At 69.7% G+C, this 19,868-nt stretch carries 18 protein-coding genes; 8 read left to right on the top strand and 10 right to left on the bottom strand.

What is annotated here, in order from left to right; translation table 11 throughout:
• Window positions 1–9: 9 nt before the first annotated feature.
• Window positions 10–1,071 carry a phenylalanine--tRNA ligase subunit alpha gene (pheS, locus tag AB0H56_RS26530; RefSeq protein WP_357168139.1) on the bottom strand — a complete coding sequence of 354 codons (1,062 nt, stop codon included), beginning with the start codon at window positions 1,069–1,071 and terminating at the stop codon, window positions 10–12.
• A gap of 285 nt (window positions 1,072–1,356) precedes the next feature.
• On the opposite strand from pheS, the gene AB0H56_RS26525 reads away from it, so the two are divergent.
• The gene (locus tag AB0H56_RS26525) at window positions 1,357–1,572 is read left to right on the top strand and encodes a hypothetical protein (RefSeq protein ID WP_357168137.1); all 216 of its coding nucleotides are present in this window, start codon (window positions 1,357–1,359) and stop codon (window positions 1,570–1,572) included.
• A 67-nt stretch (window positions 1,573–1,639) separates the two neighbouring features.
• On the opposite strand, the gene AB0H56_RS26520 is transcribed toward AB0H56_RS26525, so the two are convergent.
• A complete protein-coding gene (locus tag AB0H56_RS26520; RefSeq protein WP_357168135.1) occupies window positions 1,640–3,073 on the bottom strand; it encodes an MFS transporter in 1,434 nt (477 codons plus the stop codon).
• Window positions 3,074–3,203: 130 nt separating this feature from the next.
• Between AB0H56_RS26520 and AB0H56_RS26515 the strand changes: the two genes are divergently transcribed.
• Entirely contained in the window at window positions 3,204–3,761 is a 558-nt protein-coding gene (locus AB0H56_RS26515) for a helix-turn-helix domain-containing protein (RefSeq protein WP_357168133.1), read from the top strand.
• A gap of 6 nt (window positions 3,762–3,767) precedes the next feature.
• Here AB0H56_RS26515 and AB0H56_RS26510 read toward each other — a convergent pair whose 3' ends face one another.
• From AB0H56_RS26510 to infC, 4 genes are all read right to left on the bottom strand, one after another.
• Window positions 3,768–4,565: an RNA methyltransferase gene (locus AB0H56_RS26510; RefSeq protein ID WP_357168131.1), complete on the bottom strand. Its 798-nt coding sequence runs from the start codon at window positions 4,563–4,565 to the stop codon at window positions 3,768–3,770.
• Between the two features lie 35 nt (window positions 4,566–4,600).
• The gene (gene rplT, locus AB0H56_RS26505) at window positions 4,601–4,987 is read right to left on the bottom strand and encodes a 50S ribosomal protein L20 (protein ID WP_067498536.1); all 387 of its coding nucleotides are present in this window, start codon (window positions 4,985–4,987) and stop codon (window positions 4,601–4,603) included.
• Window positions 4,988–5,087: 100 nt separating this feature from the next.
• Window positions 5,088–5,285 carry a 50S ribosomal protein L35 gene (gene rpmI, locus AB0H56_RS26500; protein WP_357168129.1) on the bottom strand — a complete coding sequence of 66 codons (198 nt, stop codon included), beginning with the start codon at window positions 5,283–5,285 and terminating at the stop codon, window positions 5,088–5,090.
• Between the two features lie 31 nt (window positions 5,286–5,316).
• Entirely contained in the window at window positions 5,317–5,997 is a 681-nt protein-coding gene (infC, locus tag AB0H56_RS26495) for a translation initiation factor IF-3 (RefSeq protein ID WP_110040457.1), read from the bottom strand.
• 357 nt (window positions 5,998–6,354) lie between these two features.
• Between infC and AB0H56_RS26490 the strand changes: the two genes are divergently transcribed.
• Window positions 6,355–6,696 carry a DUF1844 domain-containing protein gene (locus AB0H56_RS26490; protein WP_357168127.1) on the top strand — a complete coding sequence of 114 codons (342 nt, stop codon included), beginning with the start codon at window positions 6,355–6,357 and terminating at the stop codon, window positions 6,694–6,696.
• Between the two features lie 447 nt (window positions 6,697–7,143).
• Here the strand turns inward: AB0H56_RS26490 and uvrA are convergent, their stop codons facing one another.
• On the bottom strand, window positions 7,144–10,113 hold the full coding sequence (uvrA, locus tag AB0H56_RS26485; protein ID WP_357168125.1) for an excinuclease ABC subunit UvrA: 2,970 nt from the start codon (window positions 10,111–10,113) through the stop codon (window positions 7,144–7,146).
• Window positions 10,114–10,433: 320 nt separating this feature from the next.
• Here uvrA and AB0H56_RS26480 point away from each other — a divergent pair, with 320 nt between their 5' ends.
• On the top strand, window positions 10,434–11,066 hold the full coding sequence (locus tag AB0H56_RS26480) for a response regulator transcription factor (protein ID WP_232997921.1): 633 nt from the start codon (window positions 10,434–10,436) through the stop codon (window positions 11,064–11,066).
• A 3-nt stretch (window positions 11,067–11,069) separates the two neighbouring features.
• On the opposite strand, the gene AB0H56_RS26475 is transcribed toward AB0H56_RS26480, so the two are convergent.
• A complete protein-coding gene (locus tag AB0H56_RS26475) occupies window positions 11,070–11,849 on the bottom strand; it encodes a hypothetical protein (RefSeq protein ID WP_280220749.1) in 780 nt (259 codons plus the stop codon).
• A 152-nt stretch (window positions 11,850–12,001) separates the two neighbouring features.
• Between AB0H56_RS26475 and AB0H56_RS26470 the strand changes: the two genes are divergently transcribed.
• Complete coding sequence (locus AB0H56_RS26470; protein ID WP_357168122.1) at window positions 12,002–13,825, top strand: GAF domain-containing sensor histidine kinase; 1,824 nt, start codon at window positions 12,002–12,004, stop codon at window positions 13,823–13,825.
• Between the two features lie 6 nt (window positions 13,826–13,831).
• Here AB0H56_RS26470 and AB0H56_RS26465 read toward each other — a convergent pair whose 3' ends face one another.
• A complete protein-coding gene (locus tag AB0H56_RS26465; RefSeq protein ID WP_357168120.1) occupies window positions 13,832–14,842 on the bottom strand; it encodes a beta-ketoacyl synthase N-terminal-like domain-containing protein in 1,011 nt (336 codons plus the stop codon).
• Window positions 14,843–15,067: 225 nt separating this feature from the next.
• Here AB0H56_RS26465 and AB0H56_RS26460 point away from each other — a divergent pair, with 225 nt between their 5' ends.
• From AB0H56_RS26460 to AB0H56_RS26450, 3 genes are read left to right on the top strand one after another with little or no spacing between them, the layout of a single operon-like run.
• Window positions 15,068–16,405: a diguanylate cyclase gene (locus tag AB0H56_RS26460; protein WP_357168118.1), complete on the top strand. Its 1,338-nt coding sequence runs from the start codon at window positions 15,068–15,070 to the stop codon at window positions 16,403–16,405.
• A gap of 13 nt (window positions 16,406–16,418) precedes the next feature.
• Window positions 16,419–16,730 carry an antibiotic biosynthesis monooxygenase gene (locus tag AB0H56_RS26455; RefSeq protein ID WP_357168115.1) on the top strand — a complete coding sequence of 104 codons (312 nt, stop codon included), beginning with the start codon at window positions 16,419–16,421 and terminating at the stop codon, window positions 16,728–16,730.
• Window positions 16,731–16,772: 42 nt separating this feature from the next.
• Complete coding sequence (locus AB0H56_RS26450; protein ID WP_357168113.1) at window positions 16,773–19,034, top strand: 3'-5' exonuclease; 2,262 nt, start codon at window positions 16,773–16,775, stop codon at window positions 19,032–19,034.
• Window positions 19,035–19,156: 122 nt separating this feature from the next.
• On the opposite strand, the gene AB0H56_RS26445 is transcribed toward AB0H56_RS26450, so the two are convergent.
• Window positions 19,157–19,609: a universal stress protein gene (locus AB0H56_RS26445; protein ID WP_110040443.1), complete on the bottom strand. Its 453-nt coding sequence runs from the start codon at window positions 19,607–19,609 to the stop codon at window positions 19,157–19,159.
• Between the last annotated feature and the right edge of the window lie 259 nt (window positions 19,610–19,868).

Below are 19,868 nucleotides of genomic sequence, written 5' to 3'. Positions count from 1 at the left end.
CGCTCTCTCTCAGGACCGGATACCGAAGGGCAGGGTGAACCGCACGTCACCCTCGACGATGTCGCGCATGTCGGGGATGCCGTTGCGGAACTGCAGCGTGCGCTCCATGCCCATGCCGAACGCGAACCCGGAGTACTCCTCGGGATCGATGCCGCTGGCGATCAGGACCTTCGGGTTGACCATGCCGCAGCCGCCCCACTCGACCCAGCCCGCGCCGCCCTTCTTGTCCGGGAACCACACGTCGACCTCGGCCGAGGGTTCGGTGAACGGGAAGTAGTTGGGGCGCATGCGGGTTCGGGTGTCGGGGCCGAACAGGGCGCGCGCGAACGCGTCCAGGGTGCCGCGCAGGTGGGCCATGGTCAGGCCCTTGTCGATCGCCAGACCCTCCACCTGGGAGAACACCGGGGTGTGGGTGGCGTCGAGTTCGTCGGTCCGGAACGTGCGGCCCGGGCACACGACGTAGATCGGCAGTTCCCGCTCCAGCATGGAGCGCACCTGCACCGGGGAGGTGTGCGTGCGCAGCACCTGGCGCGAACCCTCCGGGGCGATGTGGAAGGTGTCCTGCATGGTGCGCGCCGGGTGGTCGGGCAGGAAGTTCAGCGCGTCGAAGTTGAAGTGCTCGGTCTCGACCTCGGGACCCTCGGCCACCTCCCAGCCCATGCCGACGAACACGTCGGCGATCTCCTCGGAGATGACGGTGATGGGGTGGCGCGCGCCGACCGCCTGACGCCGCGCGGGCAGGGTGACATCGATCTTCTCCGCCACCAGCACCGCCTGATCGCGCTCCTCGAGCAGCGCGGCGCGGCGGGACTCGAAGGCGTCGGAGACGCGCTTGCGGGCGACGTTGACCCGCTTGCCCGCCTCGGCCTTCTCCTCCTTGGGCAGCGCGCCGAGGCCACGCTGCGCGAGCGCGATCGGCGACTTGCCGCCGATGTATTCGGTCTTGGCGACCGCGAGCGCATCCAGATCAGCGGCCGCGGCGAACGCCTTCTCGGCCTCCGCTGCCGCCGCCGCGAGTGCCTCCTCGGTCAGCGAGGCGTTCTGCTCGACTCCACTGTTGTCGTCGGCCACGATCGTTCGACTCTCCCCTGGGGATCGGTTCACGGGTGCGTCATTGCCTACCCGTATCGGTGCTGCACAAATCCTATGGGATGGGGTCGGCGCGGTTCATCCGGATTACCGGTGGGTCGCCGAGGGGCCGGGCAGCCAGTCCTGACAAGGACTCACAAGTCCAGGTCATGGCCGATTTCGAGGTACCGGAGCCGGTCCGGGGAATTCGAGGGAACCGAATGGATTCTCCGGCCGTCCAACCGTTCAAACACACCAGCGTGTTCGACTCGAGAACAGGACGACTCGATGCCGGAACAGACTTGCGATTCCCCCTCGCCCCAGGGCCGACGTACCCGCCGCACCGCCGCGGGCAGCGGCCTCGCCCTCTGCGGCCTCGGCATCCACCCCCGCCGCCCCCGCCCGTACCCCCGCGCGGCGGGACTGTGCCCGAACCCGCCCGTCGCACCGGGCGACGAACTCCCCGAAGCGGGCACGACCACCAGCCCGGAGGGCACCGACTGAACGACTCGGGGCCGCCACGACACGGCGACGGCCCGCGTGCCGGAGCGCGCGGGCCGTCGGGAGCGGGTCAGACCGCCTGGCGGAGGCGGCCGGGGAGGAAGGCCGCGACGACGGCCGCGACGACGACCAGGGCGGCGCCGACCCAGACCGCGGGAACGAGGCCGTCGACGAAGGACTGCGGGTCGGTGTAGGCGCCGTGGGAGGCGAAGACCGAGGCCAGGACGGCGATGCCCATCGCGACGCCGACCTCGCGAACGGTGCTGTTGATGCCAGAGGCCATGCCCTGATCGGCGGGGGCGGCGCTGGCCATCACGATCGTCGAGGACGGGGCGAAGGTGAGGCCCATGCCGATGCCGCCGAGGACGAAGGGCGCGACGAAACCGAGATAGGGCACGTCGACAGTGATGATCAGCGCCATCCAGCCGAGCGCGACCGCGAGGCAGACCTGCCCGGCGGCGATCAGCACCCGGGCACCGACCCGGTCGACGACCAGACCGGCCAGTGGCGCGACGACCATCGGCACCAGCGTCCAGGGCAGGGTCCGCACACCGCTCTCCAGCGGTGAATACCCCTGCACCACCTGGAAGAACTGCGCGAGCAGGAAGATCGCGCCGAACACACCCGCCGAGAACCCGAACGACACCACGTAACTCAGGCTCAGCCCCCGCGAGGCGAACATCCGCAATGGCAGCATCGGATCGGTGACGCGCGCCTCCCAGCCGACGAACGCGGCGAGCAGCGCGCCGCCGCCGATCAGCGCGGTGAGCACCGGGACGGAGGTCCAGCCGTCGTCGGCGCCGTGGATGACACCCCAGACCAGCGCCAGCACCCCACCGGCCGAGAGCACCAGCCCGACGAGGTCGAGCCGCCGGGCGGCGCCGAACGATTCGGACAGCATGCGCGCGGCGAAGGGCAGCGCCAGCAGCCCGACCGGCACGTTGAGCCAGAAGATCCACTGCCAGTTCAGTCCCTCGACGACTGCCCCGCCGACCACCGGGCCGACCGCGACGCCGAGACCGGCGATACCGCCCCAGATGCCGATCGCTGCGCTACGCATCCGCTCGGGCACCGCAGCCGCGAGCAGCGTCAACGACAGCGGCATCACCGCGGCGCCGCCGGCGCCCTGGATGGCGCGCGCCACGATGAGCATCCACGGGTCGGTGGCCAGCGCACAGGCACCGGACGCGACGACGAACAGCGCGATGCCGGCGAGGAACACGCGACGGCGGCCGATCCGGTCGCCGAGCGCTGAGGCCGTCAGCAGCAGCGACGCGAACGACAGCGTGTAGGCGTTGACGAACCACTGCAGGTCCGACAGCGACGCGCCCAGCTCGGTCTTGATGACCGGCAAGGCGTTGGTGATCACCAGATTGTCGAGCGTGACCATGAACATCGGCACCGCCACCGCGGCGACGACCGCCCCGACCGGCTTGCTCTTCCCGCCCGCGTCCGGCGGCGTCGCGGCGGTGGCCGTACCACCGGGATCGAGTGTTTGCGTCATGCTGAGGCCCCTGAGTTGTTATTCACTGATAACTACGAATCAATAGTTATGCATCGGCTGATAACATGTCAAGAGGAAGAATCCCCGACGAGGAGGTGGCCACCAGATGGCCGGCACGACGAGGACCCGGATGACAGCGGCGCAACGCAGCGCCCAGGTACTCGACGCCGCGGTGCGAGCCTTCGCCGAATCCGGGTACGCCGCGACGAAAACCGACGACATCGCCCGCCTGGCCGGGGTCTCGCAGCCCTATGTCATCCGCCTGTTCGGCAGCAAGCAGCAGCTGTTCATCGAGGTGCTGCATCGGGTGTGCGGCCGCATCGAGGAGGTGTTCCGCAGCGCCGAGATCGCGCCGGACTCCGACCCGGACGAGGCGCTGGTCGCACTCGGCAAGGCCTACGAGATCTTTCTCGACGAGCGCGAGCTCCCGCTCAACATGCTGCACGGCGCCGCCGCCAGCGCCGATCCTGCGATCGGCGAACACATGCGGGAACGGTTCGGGCGGATGTACCTGCTCATCCGCGAGCTCACCGGCGCCGACGCGGCGCAGGCACGCCACTTCGTCGCCACCGGCATGCTGCTCACGATCATGACGGCCATGCAGGTCGCCGGCGCCGAGGCGATCCCGCTCCCCTGGGCCACCGAGATCCTCGAGGACCTGCGCGACGACGTCGACCCGCGCTGCTGACGCGTCCTAGCGCGCGTGCTGGACGCGCGCGCTCGCGTAGAGGCAGATCGCCGCGGCGGCGGCCAGATTCAGGCTTTCGGCGCGGCCGTGGATGGGGATCCGCACGCGGTGGTCGGCCCGCGCGGCGACGGCCGGGTCGAGGCCGTGCGCCTCGTTGCCGAAGAGCCAGGCCACCGGGCCGGTGAGGATGTCGTCGGCCGCGTCCAGGTCGACCTCGCCGTCGGCGGCGGTGGCCAGGATCGTCACGCCCGCCGCGGCGACGGCGTCGAGGGTCGCGGCGATGTCGCGGCCGCGGGCGATCGGCACGTGGAAGAGGCTGCCCGCGCTGGCGCGCACGCATTTGCCGTTGTGCGGGTCGACGGTCTCGCCGGCGAGCACCACGCCGTCGGCGCCGACCGCGTCGGCGACTCGGATGAGGGTGCCCGCGTTGCCCGGTTCGGCGATCTCGACCGGCACGGCCAGCATGCGTGGGCCGCGGTCGAGGATGTCGGCGAGGCCGACGTCGACCAGGTCGCACACCGCGACGAGGCCGGGGGCGGTGACGGTCTCTCCGAGATGCTCGGCGGCACGATCGCTGACCAGGGTGGTCCGCACGCCGTCGGCGGCGGCGCCGGCGATCAGCGCGGTCTCACGCTCGGCGGCGGCCAGCGAGTAGAACAGCTCACGCACGCGGCCGGTCTCGAGCGCGGCGGTCACGGCGTTGGCGCCCTCGGCGAGGAACCGGCCGGACTTGCGGCGCTGCGTGGCGCGCTGGAGCTTGACAGCGGAAACGACCCGCGGATTGCGCTCGGAGAGCGCGTCCACGGGTCGTTCCGACAGATCGCTGTGCGGCGTCAAGCTCAGGCGGCCGAGGCCGGGGCGTTGACGTCGGCGGGCAGCGCGGCCTTGGCGACGGCGACCAGGCCGGCGAAGGCCTCCGCGTCGGAGACGGCGAGCTCGGCGAGGATCTTGCGGTCCACCTCGACGCCGGCGGCCTTGAGGCCCTGGATGAAGCGGTTGTAGGTGATGTCGTTCAGACGCGCGGCGGCGTTGATACGAGCGATCCACAGCTTGCGGAAGTCACCCTTGCGCGCCTTGCGGTCGCGGTAGGCGTAGGTCAGCGAGTGGAGCTGCTGTTCCTTGGCCTTGCGGTACAGGCGCGAGCGCTGGCCCCGGTAGCCCTTGGAGGCCTCGAGGATGGAACGGCGCTTCTTCTGAGCGTTGACGGCCCTTTTGACGCGTGCCACTGTGTCAGTCCTTGATCATCTGGGGGCGCGGCGGCGCCCGAGTTCGGTAGTTGTCGGCGTCCGGTCATCCCGGCCGCGGATTCGTCGGGTTGCGACAGCCTCAGGCGAGGCCGAGCAGCCGCTTCACGCGGGGGGCGTCAACCTCGGCGACGGACTCCGTGCCTTCCAGACGACGCGTCCGGCGGGAGGACTTGTGCTCCAGGAGGTGGCGACGGTTCGCCTGCTCACGAAGCAGCTTGCCCCGGCCCGACACCTTGAATCGCTTCTTGGCGCCGCTGTGGGTCTTGTTCTTCGGCATGGATTCCTCTATCTAGTCGTTGAAATCGGTGTTACTGCGGGTCGGCCGACGCCGCCTGCTCGGCAGGCGCGCTCGGCTCGGCCGTCGCAGCCGGTTCGGCGCTCGCGGGACCGGTCGGCAGCGGCCGTGCCGCCGGCGCCGATTCCTGCTGGGCCTTCACCCGCGTCTTCGCGCCCTTGTGGGGAGCGAGGACCATGGTCATGTTGCGGCCGTCCTGCTTGGCCGAGGTCTCGACGAAACCGAGTTCGGCGACGTCGGAGGCCAGACGCTGCAGCAGCCGGAAACCGAGTTCGGGTCGCGACTGCTCGCGACCGCGGAACATGATCGTGACCTTGACCTTCGACCCGGCCTCGAGGAAGCGAACGACGTTGCGCTTCTTGGTCTCGTAGTCGTGGTCGTCGATCTTCGGGCGGAGCTTCTGCTCCTTGATCACGGTCTGGACCTGGTTCTTCCGGGACTCGCGCGCCTTCTGCGCCGTCTCGTACTTGAACTTGCCGTAGTCCATGATCTTGCAGACCGGCGGACGGGCATCGGGTGCCACCTCGACGAGGTCGAGGTCGGCTTCGAGCGCGACGCGAAGTGCATCTTCAACACGCACGATCCCAACCTGTTCGCCGCCGGGTCCGATGAGTCGAACCTCGGGAACACGGATGCGATCGTTGATGCGGGTCTCAGTGCTGATGGGGCCTCCTAGGTCAAGCGGTGTCGTCATAACGACCGCACGCAATAACTGCAACCCCTGCTTCAACACGAAAGCCCCGTTGCGGTATTTCTCCGCGACGGGGCCCGAGTCGACCGATCGCCCACACCCGATGCCCTCGCGAGCTCGGTGTCGACCCCCGCGTGCGAGGCACACAGGGAACCCGCCACATCGGGCGGGTGACCGGGACCGTTGACCAGTACGATTGCTCGTCGGTAACGGTGGGAGTCGGGCTCCACTTATCTGCCCCCAGCCGTGCATGACACAACCAGGGGCGGTCGTCAGCGGAAAGTCTAGCATCGCATTCCGCTATCGCCGAATCGGCCCGGTGCCGACGGGCCCGGCCCGCCTGGCTATAGCCTTGTCGCCATGACTGACGAGCTCGATCCCCCCGTGCGCGACCTGGCCGACATCCCCGCGGTCGAAGTGATCAGCCGGGCCGCGGTGATGCTGATGAGTTCGGCCGCGGAGAAGCTCGGCCTCGCCGCCGACGACCCGCACGCCGGGGAGCACATCGATCTCGACGAGGCCCGCCGGGTGATCACGGCACTGGCCGGGCTGGTCACCGCGTCGGTCGAGTATCTCGGACCGCACGCCGGTCCGATTCGCGACGGCCTGCAGGCCCTGCAGCGCGCGTTCCGCGAGGCCTCCTCGGTGCCGGACGCGCCGGGCGCGGGCCCCGGCGAGAAGTACACCGGCCCGGTGTACTGAGCCGCTCCGGACCACAGACACGAAAAGATCCGCCGACGGGAGTGTCGGCGGATCTTTCGCGTTCACGGGCCGCGGTGGCGGCTGTGTTCTCAGACCGCGGGCGGCGGGGTGGTGGTCGGCGGCTGCCCGGGGGTGACCGAGACCGCGGAGCCGGAGGTGATCATATTGGCGATGGCGGCGAACAGCGCCGCGCTACCGGTGTCCATTTCTCAGTGGTTCCTTTCGATTCCGCCGGTCAGGCGGTCGGCTTGGTGGGCTCGTAGGCCAACGAGGACCCACCACTGAGGAAAGACAGAATCTGGCCGATGAGCGCCGTGGTGGCTTCATCCATGGGGACGTTCCTTTCGTACTGCACGACATCGCGATCGCGCCGAGGCGAATGTTACCCAGACGTGTTTCACTTTGTCGTGTTTTCGGAAAGTCCCCGGCTCGCGAGGTTAGCGGTCGTCAGCGCAGCGCGGCCGCCTTTCGCGCGAGCTTCTTGGCGGCCGGGGTCTCGGCCGGTGCCTTCTTCGCCGCGGGCGCCTTCTTGGCGGCCTTCTTCGCCGTGCGCACGGGCGCGGGCGCGGCCAGGACCTCCTTGAGGAACTGCCCGGTGTAGCTGCCCGACACCTGCGCGACGTCCTCGGGGGTGCCCGAGGCGACCACGGTGCCACCGCCGGAACCGCCCTCGGGACCCATGTCGACGACCCAGTCCGAGGTCTTGATGACATCGAGGTTGTGCTCGATGACGATCACCGTGTTGCCCTTGTCGACCAGCCCGTTGATCACCTTCAGCAGCTTGCGGATGTCCTCGAAGTGCAGACCGGTGGTCGGCTCGTCGAGGATGTAGACCGTGCGACCAGTCGAGCGCTTCTGCAGCTCGGCGGCCAGTTTCACGCGCTGCGCCTCGCCGCCGGACAGCGTCGGCGCGCTCTGCCCGAGGCGCACATAGCCGAGGCCGACCTCGACGAGCGTCTTGAGGTACCGGTGGATCGAGGTCACCGGCTCGAAGAACTCCGCGGCCTCGTCGATCGGCATGTCCAGCACCTCGGCGATGGTCTTGCCCTTGTAGTGCACCTCGAGGGTTTCCCGGTTGTAGCGGGCGCCGTGGCACACCTCGCACGGCACGTACACGTCCGGCAGGAAGTTCATCTCGATCTTGAGCGTGCCGTCACCCGAGCAGGCCTCGCAGCGGCCGCCCTTGACGTTGAACGAGAACCGGCCCGGCTGGTAGCCGCGCACCTTCGCCTCGGTGGTCGAGGCGAACAGGGTGCGGATCTTGTCGAAGACGCCGGTGTAGGTGGCCGGGTTCGAGCGCGGGGTGCGGCCGATCGGCGACTGGTCCACCTGCACCAGCTTGTCCAGGTGATCGAGACCGTTGATCCTGGTGTGCCTGCCCGGCACCTGGCGGGCGCCGTTGAGCTTGTTCGCGAGCACCGTCGCCAGGATGTCGTTGACCAGCGTCGACTTGCCCGACCCGGACACCCCGGTGACCGCGGTGAGCACGCCGAGCGGGAACGCCACGTCGATGCCGCGCAGATTGTGCTCGGTGGCGCCGACGACGGTGAGCTTGCGCTTCTTGTCCACCGGGCGGCGCACCATCGGCACCTCGATCTGCTCGCGGCCGGAAAGGTAAGCGCCGGTGAGCGATTCGGGCTCGGTGAGCAACTCGGCGTAGGGACCGCTGTGCACCACCCGGCCGCCGTGCTCACCCGCCAGCGGGCCGATGTCGACCACCCAGTCCGAGGCGCGGATGGTGTCCTCGTCGTGCTCCACCACGATCAGGGTGTTGCCCAGCTTCTTGAGCCGCAGCAGCGTCTCGATGAGCCTGCGGTTGTCGCGCTGGTGCAGGCCGATCGACGGCTCGTCGAGCACGTACAGGACACCGACCAGGCCGGACCCGATCTGGGTGGCCAGCCGGATGCGCTGGGCCTCACCGCCGGACAGCGTCGCCGCCGCGCGCGAGAGCGTCAGATACTCCAGGCCGACATCGAGCAGGAAGCCCAGCCGCGCCTGGATCTCCTTGAGCACCTGGCCTGCGATCGCGGCCTCGCGCTCCCCCAGCGTGAGCGAGTTCAAAAAGTGCGCGCACTCACCGATGGACAGATCGCTGACATCGGCGATCGACTTGTCGGTCCCGTCCGCGGCGAGGGTGACGGCCAGGATCTCCGGGCGCAGGCGAGCGCCGTGGCAGACCGGGCACGGCACGTCGCGCATGTAGCCGTCGTAGTGCTCCTTCATCTGCTCGGACTCGGTGTTGTCCATCCGCCGGTGCAGGAACGGCATCACGCCTTCGAAGTCGGCGTAGTAGGACCGCTTGCGGCCGTAGCGGTTGACGTAGGACACGTGCACCTGATCGGAGCTGCCCTCGAGTACCGCCTTGCGGGCCTTGGCGGGCAGGTCCTGCCAGGGGGTGTCCATCGAGAAGCCGATCGCGTCGGCCAGGCCCGACAGCAGCCGGTTGAAGTACTCGGCCGTCTGCCCGCGCGACCACGGCGCGATCGCGCCGTCGGCCAGGCTCAGCTCCGGATCGGGCACCACCAGCTCCGGGTCGACCTCCTTGCGGATGCCGAGGCCGGTGCAGTCGGGGCAGGCGCCGTAGGGCGAGTTGAACGAGAACGAGCGGGGCTCGAGATCCTCGATGTCGAGCGGGTGGCCGTTCGGGCAGGCCAGCCGCTCGGAGAAGCGGCGCTCGCGGTCGTGCGCGTGCTCGTCGCGGTCGACGAAGTCGAGCACCACGATGCCGTCGGCCAGCCGCAGCGCCGTCTCGATCGAGTCGGTGAGCCGCTGTTTGGAGGCGGGCTTGACCGCCAGCCGGTCGACCACGACCTCGACGTCGTGCTTCTCCTGCTTCTTCAGCTTCGGTGGGTCGGTGAGCGGATACACCACGCCGTCGACCCGCACACGCGAGTAACCCTGGGTCTTCAGCTGGTCGAACAGGTCGACGAACTCGCCCTTGCGGGTGCGCACCACCGGCGCGAGCACCTGGAACTTCAGGCCCTCGTCCATCGCCAGCACCTGGTCGACGATCTGCTGCGGGGTCTGCTTGGCGATCAGCTCGCCACACACCGGGCAGTGCGGCGTGCCCGCGCGGGCATAGAGCAGGCGCAGGTAGTCGTAGACCTCGGTGATGGTGCCGACCGTGGACCGCGGGTTGCGGTTGGTCGACTTCTGGTCGATCGACACCGCGGGCGAGAGGCCCTCGATGAAGTCGACATCCGGCTTGTCCATCTGTCCGAGGAACTGCCGCGCGTAGGCCGACAGCGACTCGACATAGCGGCGCTGTCCCTCGGCGAAGATCGTGTCGAACGCCAGACTCGACTTACCCGAACCGGACAGCCCGGTGAACACGATCAGGCTGTCACGCGGCAGATCGAGATCGACACCTTTGAGGTTGTGTTCCCGAGCTCCGCGCACAGTGAGGCGTTCCGCCACCTGGTGAATCCCTTCTCCATCGTCATCCGCCGACCGGACATGAACCCCCGCCAGCCATGCTAGGCCGACCCACCGACAGAAATATTGGAGCGCTCGCGCGCTCGAGTCCGCGGCCCCTGGTGTCCCGTCGATCAGGCACCGTTTCCCGCTCCTCCGTCACTTGTGCAACGGCGCCTGATCGGAGGGACGGCCGCCGCGCCACGGGACCCTCCTCGCGGTCGGGTCGTCGTGGCCGGGTTCCCGGTCTACGCACGCTCTTTCGGTCCGCGGATTATGTTTGACCGTGGGGCGGGAACGATCGACATGATGAAGGAGCCGAAGTGCTCGAGGTGTTCCTGGTCGACGACCACGAGATCGTCCGGCGCGGCCTGATCGACCTGCTCGAAGGTGATCCAGAACTCAGGGTGATCGGTCAGGCGGGCGGCGTCGCCGAGGCGATGGTGCGCATCCGCGAGGCCAGACCCGATGTCGCGGTCCTCGACGTGCGCCTGCCCGACGGCAACGGCATCGAGCTGTGCCGCAATCTGCTGGCCGAATTCGAGGACCTGCACTGCCTGATCCTCACCTCGTTCTCCGACGAGCACGCCATGCTCGACGCGATCCTCGCCGGCGCCAGCGGCTATGTGGTGAAGAACATCGACGGCATGAAGCTCGCCGACGCGATCAAGCAGGTCGGCGCCGGGCACTCCCTGCTCGACACCCGCGCCGCCGACGCCCTGCGGGCCCGGCTGCGCCGCAGCACCGAGCCCTCGGGCGCGCTGGCCGGGCTCACCGAACAGGAACGCAGACTGCTGGAGTTACTCGGCGAGGGACTCACCAACCGGCAGATCGCGGCCAGGATGTTCCTGGCCGAGAAGACGGTGAAGAACTACGTCTCCCGGCTGCTGGCCAAGCTCGGCGTGGAGCGGCGCACCCAGGCCGCCGTGCTGGCGACCAAGCTGCGCGAACCGTAGGACTCAGGCGGGGACCACGATGGTCAGATCACCGTCGTAGCGGCGGTAGAGCAGATTGCCGCGCCCGGTGTGGACGTCGGTGAAGAACAGATAGGGCAGGCCCGCGGTGCACAGCACGTCGGAGGCCTCGTCCTCGGCGTAGACGGGGGCGGCGTCCTGGACCACGCGCACCGGCATCGCGCTGACGGTCAGCGGCAGCTCGGCCGTGCCGCCCGCGGCGGCGGTGTGGCGCTGCCTGGCCAGACTGACGCCGTGCGGATCGGCCCAGGTGACGATCGCGTCCTCACCGGTCTGGGCGTCGGTGAACAGGTACGCGTCGTAGTCCATGGCGTCGAGGACGGTGCTCGCCTCGAGCGGCGTGCCCGTCATCAGGGCGCAGTCCTTGCGGCGGATGATCGGGCGGGTCTCGGTGACCTCGGCCAGGGGGCGCCGGGCCGGATCGGGCCAGGCGCCGCGCGTCTCCTTGCCCGCGCGCCGGGCCAGCTGCCGGTCGAGCCGCTCTGCGGCGAAGGTGACGGCGAAGCCGCCGGGCCCGGTGACCTGCACGCGGGTCAGGGTGTCGTTGGTCCGGATGTTGGCCTGCACCAGCGTCGGTTCGTCGGAGCCCTGCGGCGCGGTGACGCGCACCCGGGCCGGGCTGTCGAGATGGTGCCTGCGCATCACGCGGGTGATGGCGCGGACCGCCCTGGTGACGTCCTGGGGTGGTACCTCGCCGCGGGTGGTCACCGCGAGCTCCGGGTCCGCGGCGGTCGTCCAGTGCTGGGTAGTCGACAACGAATTCATCTCTTGCCCCACTTCTCGATCCCTTTTCCCGGTGCCCTATGCCACCACTCCCCTTCCCGTGCGTGAAGGGCCGAAAGTCACCGAACAGCGGACCGGGGCGCGGACTAGACTCTGCGAGGACGGCGGGGCGGCGCGGCGAGGGGATGACGGCGATGACGAATGACGGTCGGGGTGGCCGCTATTCGGTGGGCCGGACCGCCTCGCAACAGCGATTGCGCGCCCTGCTGGGCGAAGTGGCCGACCGCGTCGAGGGGATGATCGGCTCGCGCGACCGGATGGACGGCCTCGTGGAGGCCATGCTCACGGTCACCGCGGGCCTGGATCTCGACGACACCCTGCGCACGATCGTGCGGACCGCGATGAATCTGGTCGACGCCCGCTACGGCGCGCTGGCGGTGCGCGGACACGGTCAGCAGGTCTCGCAGTTCATCGACGAGGGCATGCCCGAACACATCCGCGATCGGATCGAGCGATTACCCGCGGGCCACGGCGTGCTCGGCGCGGTGTTCGCGCAGAAGGCGCCGCTGCGTCTCGACGATCTCACCGAACACGCGACCTCGGTCGGATTCCCGGCGGGCCACCCGCCGATGCACACGTTTCTCGGTGTGCCGGTGCGGATCCGGGACAAGGTCTTCGGCAGTCTGTATCTCACCGAGAAGTCCGACGGGCAGCCCTTCACCGAGGAGGACGAGGTCCTCGTGCTCGCCCTCGCCGCCGCGGCCGGGATCGCGGTCGACAACGCGCGCCTCTACGAGCAGGCGCGCACCAGGCAGGCGTGGATCGAGGCGACCCGCGACATCGCCACCGAATTCCTCGCAGGCACCGAGTCGGACCGGGTGCTGGCCCACGTGGTCGACCACGCGCGCGGGCTCACCGGCTCGCACCAGGCCTTCCTGGCCTCGGTACCGGTACCGGACGAATCACCCGCGGAGATCTCGGAACTGGTGATCACGCAGTGGACCGGTCCCGACGCCGGGCAGGACTGGCAGACCGTGCCGATCGCGGGCACCGCGCTCGGCGACGCGTTCAGCAGGCGCACTCCCCTGCGCTTCGACGACCTGTCGTCCGCGACGCTCGGTGTCGAGTTCGCCGGCGCCGAATCACCGGGCGCCGGACCGGCTCTCGTGTTGCCGCTGTGCACTCCCGACGCCACCCTCGGCGTGCTGGTGACCATCCGCCCGCCCGGCTTCGCGCCGTACTCCGACGAGATGCTCGAGCTCACCGCGGCCTTCTGCGATCAGGCCGCGCTGGCCGTGCGGCTGGCCGATGCGCAACGCCGGATGCGCGAACTCGACATCGTCGCCGACCGCGACCGCATCGCCCGCGACCTGCACGACCACGTGATCCAGCGCCTGTTCGCGATCGGCCTCACCGTTCAGGCCACCCTGCCCAAGGCCGTGGTTCCCGAAGTGCGCCAACGACTCTCGACCGTGATCATGGACCTGCAGGAGGTGGTGCAGGAGATCCGGACCTCCATCTTCGACCTGCACGCCAGCGGTCCCGAACACAGCGCGGGGCTGCAGCAGCGGCTCGAGCTGGCGATCCGGCGCCAGACCGCCGACATCGCGCTGCGCGCCACGATCCAGGTGTCGGGGCCGCTGTCGGTGCTCGACCCGCAGCTGGCCGACCACGCCGAGGCGGTGGTGCGCGAGGCGGTGAGCAACGCGGTGCGCCACTCCGGGGCCGATACGGTCGCGATCGTCATCGAGGTCGCCGACGACCTGTCCATCGCGGTCACCGACAACGGCTGGGGCATCCCCAATCACGTGATCCGCAGCGGGCTGCGCAATCTCGAGCAGCGCGCGCAGGAAGCGGGCGGGCGCTTCGAGATCGGACCGGCGAAGCGGCCCGACGCCGACGGCAATCACCCGGATATGCCGGGCACCCGGCTGCGCTGGGCGGTCCCGCTCCCCCAGGACGCGCCGGCTACCGACGGCTACGAGCTCGCCGGTGGTCCCGAGGCCGGCGAGGACTGACCGCGCTCAGGCCGGACCGAGCACGACCGCGGCGTTGTTGCCACCCATCCCCATCGACAGTTTCACCGTGAGCCCGCCCGTCATCGGCGCGGTGCCGTCGAGCAGGCGCGGATGCGCGGGTGCCACGATCGGCGCCGACACCGCCAGCTCGCGCTCGTAGGACAGCGCGATCGCGGCGACCTCCACCGCCGCGGCGGCACCCTGGCAGTGGCCGGTGAGCGGCTTGAGCGCGGTGACGGCGGGGCGGTCAGCGAAGACGGTCGTGAGCACGTCGCGTTCGGCGGCGTCGCACTGACGGGTGCCGGTGCCGTGCGCGTTGACGTAGGCCACCTCGCCCGCGTCGATCCCGGCGGCGGTGAGCGCGCGCCGCGCGCAGGCGATGATCTGGGTGTGCTCCGGGTCGACCGAGACCACGTGGTACGCGTCGTTGGTCATCGCACCGCCGAGCACCCGGGCGTACGGCGCGTCGACGGCGTCGCTGAGCAGGAACGCCACCGACGCCTCGGCCATGACGAAGCCGTGCGTGTCCGCCTGGAAGGGCCTGCACGCGGTGAACGGGTCGAGATGTGCGACGGCGGCGCCCATGCCGACGAAGTGTTCGAGCATCTCCGGCGTCGCCGAGATGTCGGTGGTGAGGCACAGGACGTCGTCGACCAGTCCGGCGGCCCGCCACAGCTGCGCCGTGAGCAGGGCGGCCGCGCCCGAACTGCACGCCGCCGAGACGTTCATCGCCGGGCCGTGGAAGCCGAACTCCTGCATCACGACCGAGATCGGCGTCGAGGGCAGCAGGGGCAGGTAGTCGCGGGAGCGCCGATGCCCGCCGTCGACGAGATAGAAGTCGCGCCAGTCGGCGACGTCGCCGAGGGTGATCGCGTGGACCAGGCCCACCGTGCGGCCCGCCCGGCGCCAGCCGCGGGTCTCGGCGTCGGTGATCGCCTCGACGGCCGCCGCGCGCACGGCGCGCCCGAACAGTCCGGCATTGTCGGTGGGCTCCGGGCTGGCGGGGATCCGGCCCACCCAGGCGTGCTCATCGCGTCCTGGGCCGTATCCGGGGTACAAACCGGCGGCTGGTTTCCCGCCGGTTATCCCCCGCCAGAGCCGTTCGCGTCCCCACCCGTAGCCGGAGACGACACCGAGCCCGGCGATCGACATAGAATCGAGGGGGTGGTTCATGCCGCTGGGAAGCACGTCTCCACCTTAGTCCCGTTCACAGCCGGGCAACGTCGAGATCGGGGGTAACGCATGGCAGAAGCGCACGCCGAGACGGCAAACGCCGAGCAACTCGCGCAGCGTTACCGCTCGCTGGTCGAGCACATGCCCGACGCGATCTGCGTGCACGAGGCGGGCACCATCGTCTACGTCAACCCGGCGATGGTGCGGCTGCTCGGCGCGCATTCGCCCGCCGACCTGCTCGGGCTGTCCATCACGACCTTCGTGCACCGCGATTCGGTGCCCGCCATGCTCGACCGCATCGCCCAGCTGACCGCCGAGGGCGCCGCCTCCCCGCCGACCGAGATGGATCTGGTGCGCGTCGACGGCCGCACCGTGCCGGTGCAGACGGTCTCGGTACTCACCGCGTGGCAGGACGAGCTCGCCTACCAGGTGGTGGTGCACGACCTGACCGCGCAGCGCGCCGCCGAGGCGTCGGCGCGGCGGGCCGAGGCGCACTTCACCACCGTGGTGTCGCAGCTGGAGGAGGGTGTGCTCGTCGTCGACCGCAAGGGCAGGCTCGAGTCGATCAACCCGGCGGGGAAGCGGATTCTCGGACTCGACGACGGGGCGCAGGTGGTCGGGCGCACCATCGACGAGCTGCCGGCCACGATGATCGACCGCAACGGGCAGCCGCTGCCCGCGACCCGGCATCCGATGGCGCACACCCTGGCCACTGGCGAGGCGGTCACCCACTTCGTCTTCGGCGTGGAACGCACCGACGGACGGCAGGTGTGGTTGTCGTGCAATTGCCGGCTGCTCAACCCCGACAGCCCCGATTCCTCCGGGGTCTCGTCCTTCGCCGACATCACCGACTTCCGCGAGAGCCGCCGCCAGCTCGAATACCAGGCCACCCACGACGCGCTGACCGGCCTGGCCAACCGTTCGCTGATCCTGTCGCAGCTCGCGACCGCGCTCGACGACGACGGCGGCGACACGGTCACCACAGTGCTGTTCCTCGACCTCGACGGCTTCAAGGCGATCAACGACACCCTCGGCCACGCCATCGGTGACACCGTGCTGCAGATCGTGGCGCAGCGGCTGCAGCGCGCCCTGCGCGCCGAGGACCTGGTCGGGCGCCTCGGCGGCGACGAGTTCCTGATCCTGCTCGCAGGCCATCCCCAGCGAGCCGACCTGCCCGCGCTGATCGATCGGCTGCGCGCCACGATCGGCGAGCCCATCATCGCCCGCGGCCACCGCCTGGAGGTGAGCGCCTCGCTCGGCATCACCGAGCTGGGCCCGCACGAACACCGCACCCCCGAGGCCGTCCTGCACGATGCCGACCTGGCGATGTACCGCGACAAGCCCGCGGGCCATCGTGACCTCGGTCTCGGTCAGAATCGACGCTCGAACAACACCCACGCCTCCTGACAGACTGGTCGGCGTGATCGTCGAACACGCGATGCTGCCCGTTCGCCCCGGACTCGCCGACGCCTTCGAGGCCGCCTTCGCCGAGGCCTACCCGATCATCGCGTCGATGCCCGGTTTCGGTGGCTTGTCGCTGGCCAAGGGCATCGAGCGCCCGGACGACTATCTGCTGCTGGTGCGCTGGGAAACGCTGACCGACCACACCGAGGGGTTCCGCGGTTCGCCGGAATACCAGCGCTGGCGCGCGCTGTTGCACCACTTCTACGACCCGATTCCCCAGGTCGACCACTTCGCGCCGATCGTCGGCGACGATGTCGTGTCCGAGTAGACTCGACAACTCTGTTCTCGCCGGTGACAAAGGAGTCCTGTTTTGCCCGACCGCCTCGCCGATGATCGCGCCGCGGAACAGCAGTACCTCTCGGTGCTCTACGCCCGGCTCGACGGCATGCGCGACTACGCGCAGAACCGGCTCAAGACCGTGTTGCTGGAGACCGGCGGCACACCGCAGGCCCGCAGCGAACGCGAGTCGTTCACCGCGCTCTACAGCGAGGACCTGGCCAAATACGACGCCGCCGAGCACGGTCTGTGCTTCGGCCGCATCGATCTGAACGGCGGCGAGCCCGAGGCGCGCTACATCGGCAGGCTCGGCATCCTCGACGAGGACAACGACTACGAACCGCTGCTGCTGGACTGGCGCGCGCCCCTGGCGCGCCCCTTCTACCTGGCCACCACCGCCAATCCCGAGGACGTGGTCCGGCGCCGCCACATCCGCTCGCGCAACCGATCGGTCACCGCGATCAACGACGAGTACCTGGATCTGGCCGCCGCCGAGGCCGACGGGGTGGTCGGCACCGACGACGGCGTCGGCGGTGAGAGCGCGCTGCTCTCGGCGCTCAACGCCGCCCGCACCGGGCACATGAACGACATCGTGGAGACGATCCAGTCCGAGCAGGACGCGATCATCCGGTCCGAGCACAAGAGCGTGCTGGTGGTGCAGGGCGGCCCCGGCACCGGAAAGACCGCGGTCGCGCTGCACCGCGCCGCCTACCTGCTCTACACCTACCGGCAGCAGCTGGCCAAGAGCGGCGTGCTGATCATCGGCCCGAACGCCACCTTCCTCGACTACATCGGCCAGGTGCTGCCCTCGCTCGGTGAGACCGGTGTGCTGCTGTCCACCATCGGCGATCTCTACCCCGGCGTGAAGGCGGTGCGCGAGGATTCGCTGCGCGCGGGCGAGATCAAGGGTTCGCTCGACATGCTCGAGGTGCTCAAGCAGGCCGTCCGCGACCGCCAGGAAGTCCCGGCACAGCCGGTCCGGCTCACCTTCGACGGCTATCCGGTGACGCTGGACCGCAAGATCGCGACCAAGGCGCGCGGCCGCGCCCGCTCCTCGCGCCGCCCGCACAACCTGGCCCGGCCGATCTTCGCGTCCTCGGTCATCGACGCGCTCACCGATCAGCTCGCGGCCACCATGGGCGCCGACCTGTCCGGCGGCACGAGCCTGCTCAGCTCCGCCGATCTGAGCGAGATCGGCGACGAGATGCGCGCCGACCCGCAGGTGCAGGCCGCGATCAGCGCACTGTGGCCGATCCTGTCGCCGCAGGAGGTGCTGGCCGACCTGCTCGCCGACCCGGCCCGGCTCGACCGCGCGGCGAAGGCACTGAGCCCCGAGGACCGCGCCGAGCTCGTGCGCTCCGACGACGGCACCTTCGGCGCGGCCGACGCGCCCCTGCTCGACGAGCTGGCCGAGCTGCTCGGCGTCGACGACACCGAGGAACGCGAACGCGCCCGCCGCCGCTGGCGAGCCCAGCTGGCCGAGGCCCAGGACGCGCTCGACATCCTCACCGGCTCGGCGCCGCAGGACATCGAAGACGAACTCGACCCCGAGATCCTCATGGCCTACGACCTCATCGATGCCTCCCAGCTGGCCCAGCGCCAGGAATTCGGCAACCGCCAGACCACCGCCGAACGCGCCGCGGGCGATCGCACCTGGACCTACGGGCACGTGATCGTCGACGAGGCGCAGGAACTGTCGGCGATGGCCTGGCGCATGGTGATGCGGCGCATCCCGAACCGGTGGATCACCGTGGTCGGCGACGTGGCCCAGACCGGTGACCCGGCGGGCGCGTCGTCGTGGCAGCGTGTGCTGGAACCCTATGTGGCGCAACGCTGGAAGCTCACCGAGCTCACCGTGAACTACCGCACGCCCGCCGAGATCATGGCCGTCGCCGCCGATGTGCTGGCCGCGATCGATCCCGGCGTCCAGGTGCCGCGCTCGGTCCGCGACTCCGGTCATCCGCCGCGCGCGTACCGGGTGCGGCCGGACGAGGTGACCGGCGAACTCGCGCGGCTGCTCGACGCCGAGCACGGGCCCGGCACCAGCGCGGTCCTCGCCCCCGCCGCGCTGATCGGCGAATTGTCCTCGCTGGCGGGTGAATCCGTGCAGGTCCTCACCGTGCACGACGCCAAGGGCCTCGAGTTCGACCGCGTGTACCTGGTGGAACCGCAGCAGATGCTCACCGAGTCCCCGCGTGGACTCAACGACCTCTACGTCGCGCTCACCCGCGCGACCCAGCGACTGTCGGTCGTGCACACCGAGGAGCTACCCGAGGTGCTGTCCCGCCTCGCGTAAGCGCGGCGGCATCCGTGCTCCCGGCATCGAATTCCGTGTCGTGCGTCGCCGTGGCCGGCCCGATCCGCCGGAAACGACGCGAGGGCGCCGCGATCACGCGGCGCCCTCGGGTGTTCGACGTGCTAGCGCACGGTGTGCACGATCAGGACGTCCGAGCGCGACTTGCGGGCGACGTCCGAGGGGACCGAACCGAGCAGGCGGCCGGTGAGGGTGTTCAGGCCCCGGTTACCGACGACCAGCAGGTCGGCCTTCGTGTCGTTGACGAGATCGAGCAGCGAATCCACCGGCTCGCCGACGATCGCGCGCTCGGTGATGTTCTTCGCACCGGCGGCGACGGCCTTCTCCCGTGCGATGTGCAGGATCTCGTTGGTCGGCGCGGAACCACGCACCTGGTACGCCTCGTCCTTGAGGACGTCGGCCGCGGCGGCGACATCGCGATCATCGGTCGGGAAGTAGGCGCAGGCCAGCACGAGAGTCGCGTCCGCGTCGGCAGCGAGCGCCGCGGCCTTCTCCACCGCGACGTACGACGAATCCGAGCCATCAGTACCGACGACAATGGTCCGGTAGGCGGTCATCTCTCCTCCAACTTGGTCGGTGCCGACGATGAACGACCCGGGAATCGAGCGTCAGCGCGGCAATTGCGTCGACCCTAACGCCAAAACAGGCCGATTTATCAGAAATCGCGACAGATCACACAGTGAGTGTTCGCCCTGGTATTCGCTGGTGCGGGTGCTGTTCGCGACCATCGGCGAATCCACCTGCGCGAATCGAACGGCGGATCACAAAAACTGTGGTCTATCACAACACAATCAACGGCGCTGCGCGAGTAGGACT

Origin of the sequence: Nocardia sp. NPDC050717 (assembly GCF_040654275.1) — a bacterium.
Taxonomy (GTDB): domain Bacteria; phylum Actinomycetota; class Actinomycetes; order Mycobacteriales; family Mycobacteriaceae; genus Nocardia.
This window is presented reverse-complemented; position numbering and strand designations above follow the sequence as displayed.

Bases quoted from the DNA above. Each gene is read 5' to 3' on its own strand.
- AB0H56_RS26525 (WP_357168137.1), top strand. From the start codon at position 1,357: ATGCCGGAACAGACTTGCGATTCCCCCTCGCCCCAGGGCCGACGTACC.
- AB0H56_RS26520 (WP_357168135.1), bottom strand. From the start codon at position 3,073: ATGACGCAAACACTCGATCCCGGTGGTACGGCCACCGCCGCGACGCCG.
- AB0H56_RS26515 (WP_357168133.1), top strand. From the start codon at position 3,204: ATGACAGCGGCGCAACGCAGCGCCCAGGTACTCGACGCCGCGGTGCGA.
- rpmI (WP_357168129.1), bottom strand. From the start codon at position 5,285: ATGCCGAAGAACAAGACCCACAGCGGCGCCAAGAAGCGATTCAAGGTG.
- infC (WP_110040457.1), bottom strand. From the start codon at position 5,997: ATGACGACACCGCTTGACCTAGGAGGCCCCATCAGCACTGAGACCCGC.
- AB0H56_RS26490 (WP_357168127.1), top strand. From the start codon at position 6,355: ATGACTGACGAGCTCGATCCCCCCGTGCGCGACCTGGCCGACATCCCC.
- AB0H56_RS26475 (WP_280220749.1), bottom strand. From the start codon at position 11,849: ATGAATTCGTTGTCGACTACCCAGCACTGGACGACCGCCGCGGACCCG.
- AB0H56_RS26470 (WP_357168122.1), top strand. From the start codon at position 12,002: ATGACGAATGACGGTCGGGGTGGCCGCTATTCGGTGGGCCGGACCGCC.
- AB0H56_RS26460 (WP_357168118.1), top strand. From the start codon at position 15,068: ATGGCAGAAGCGCACGCCGAGACGGCAAACGCCGAGCAACTCGCGCAG.
- AB0H56_RS26445 (WP_110040443.1), bottom strand. From the start codon at position 19,609: ATGACCGCCTACCGGACCATTGTCGTCGGTACTGATGGCTCGGATTCG.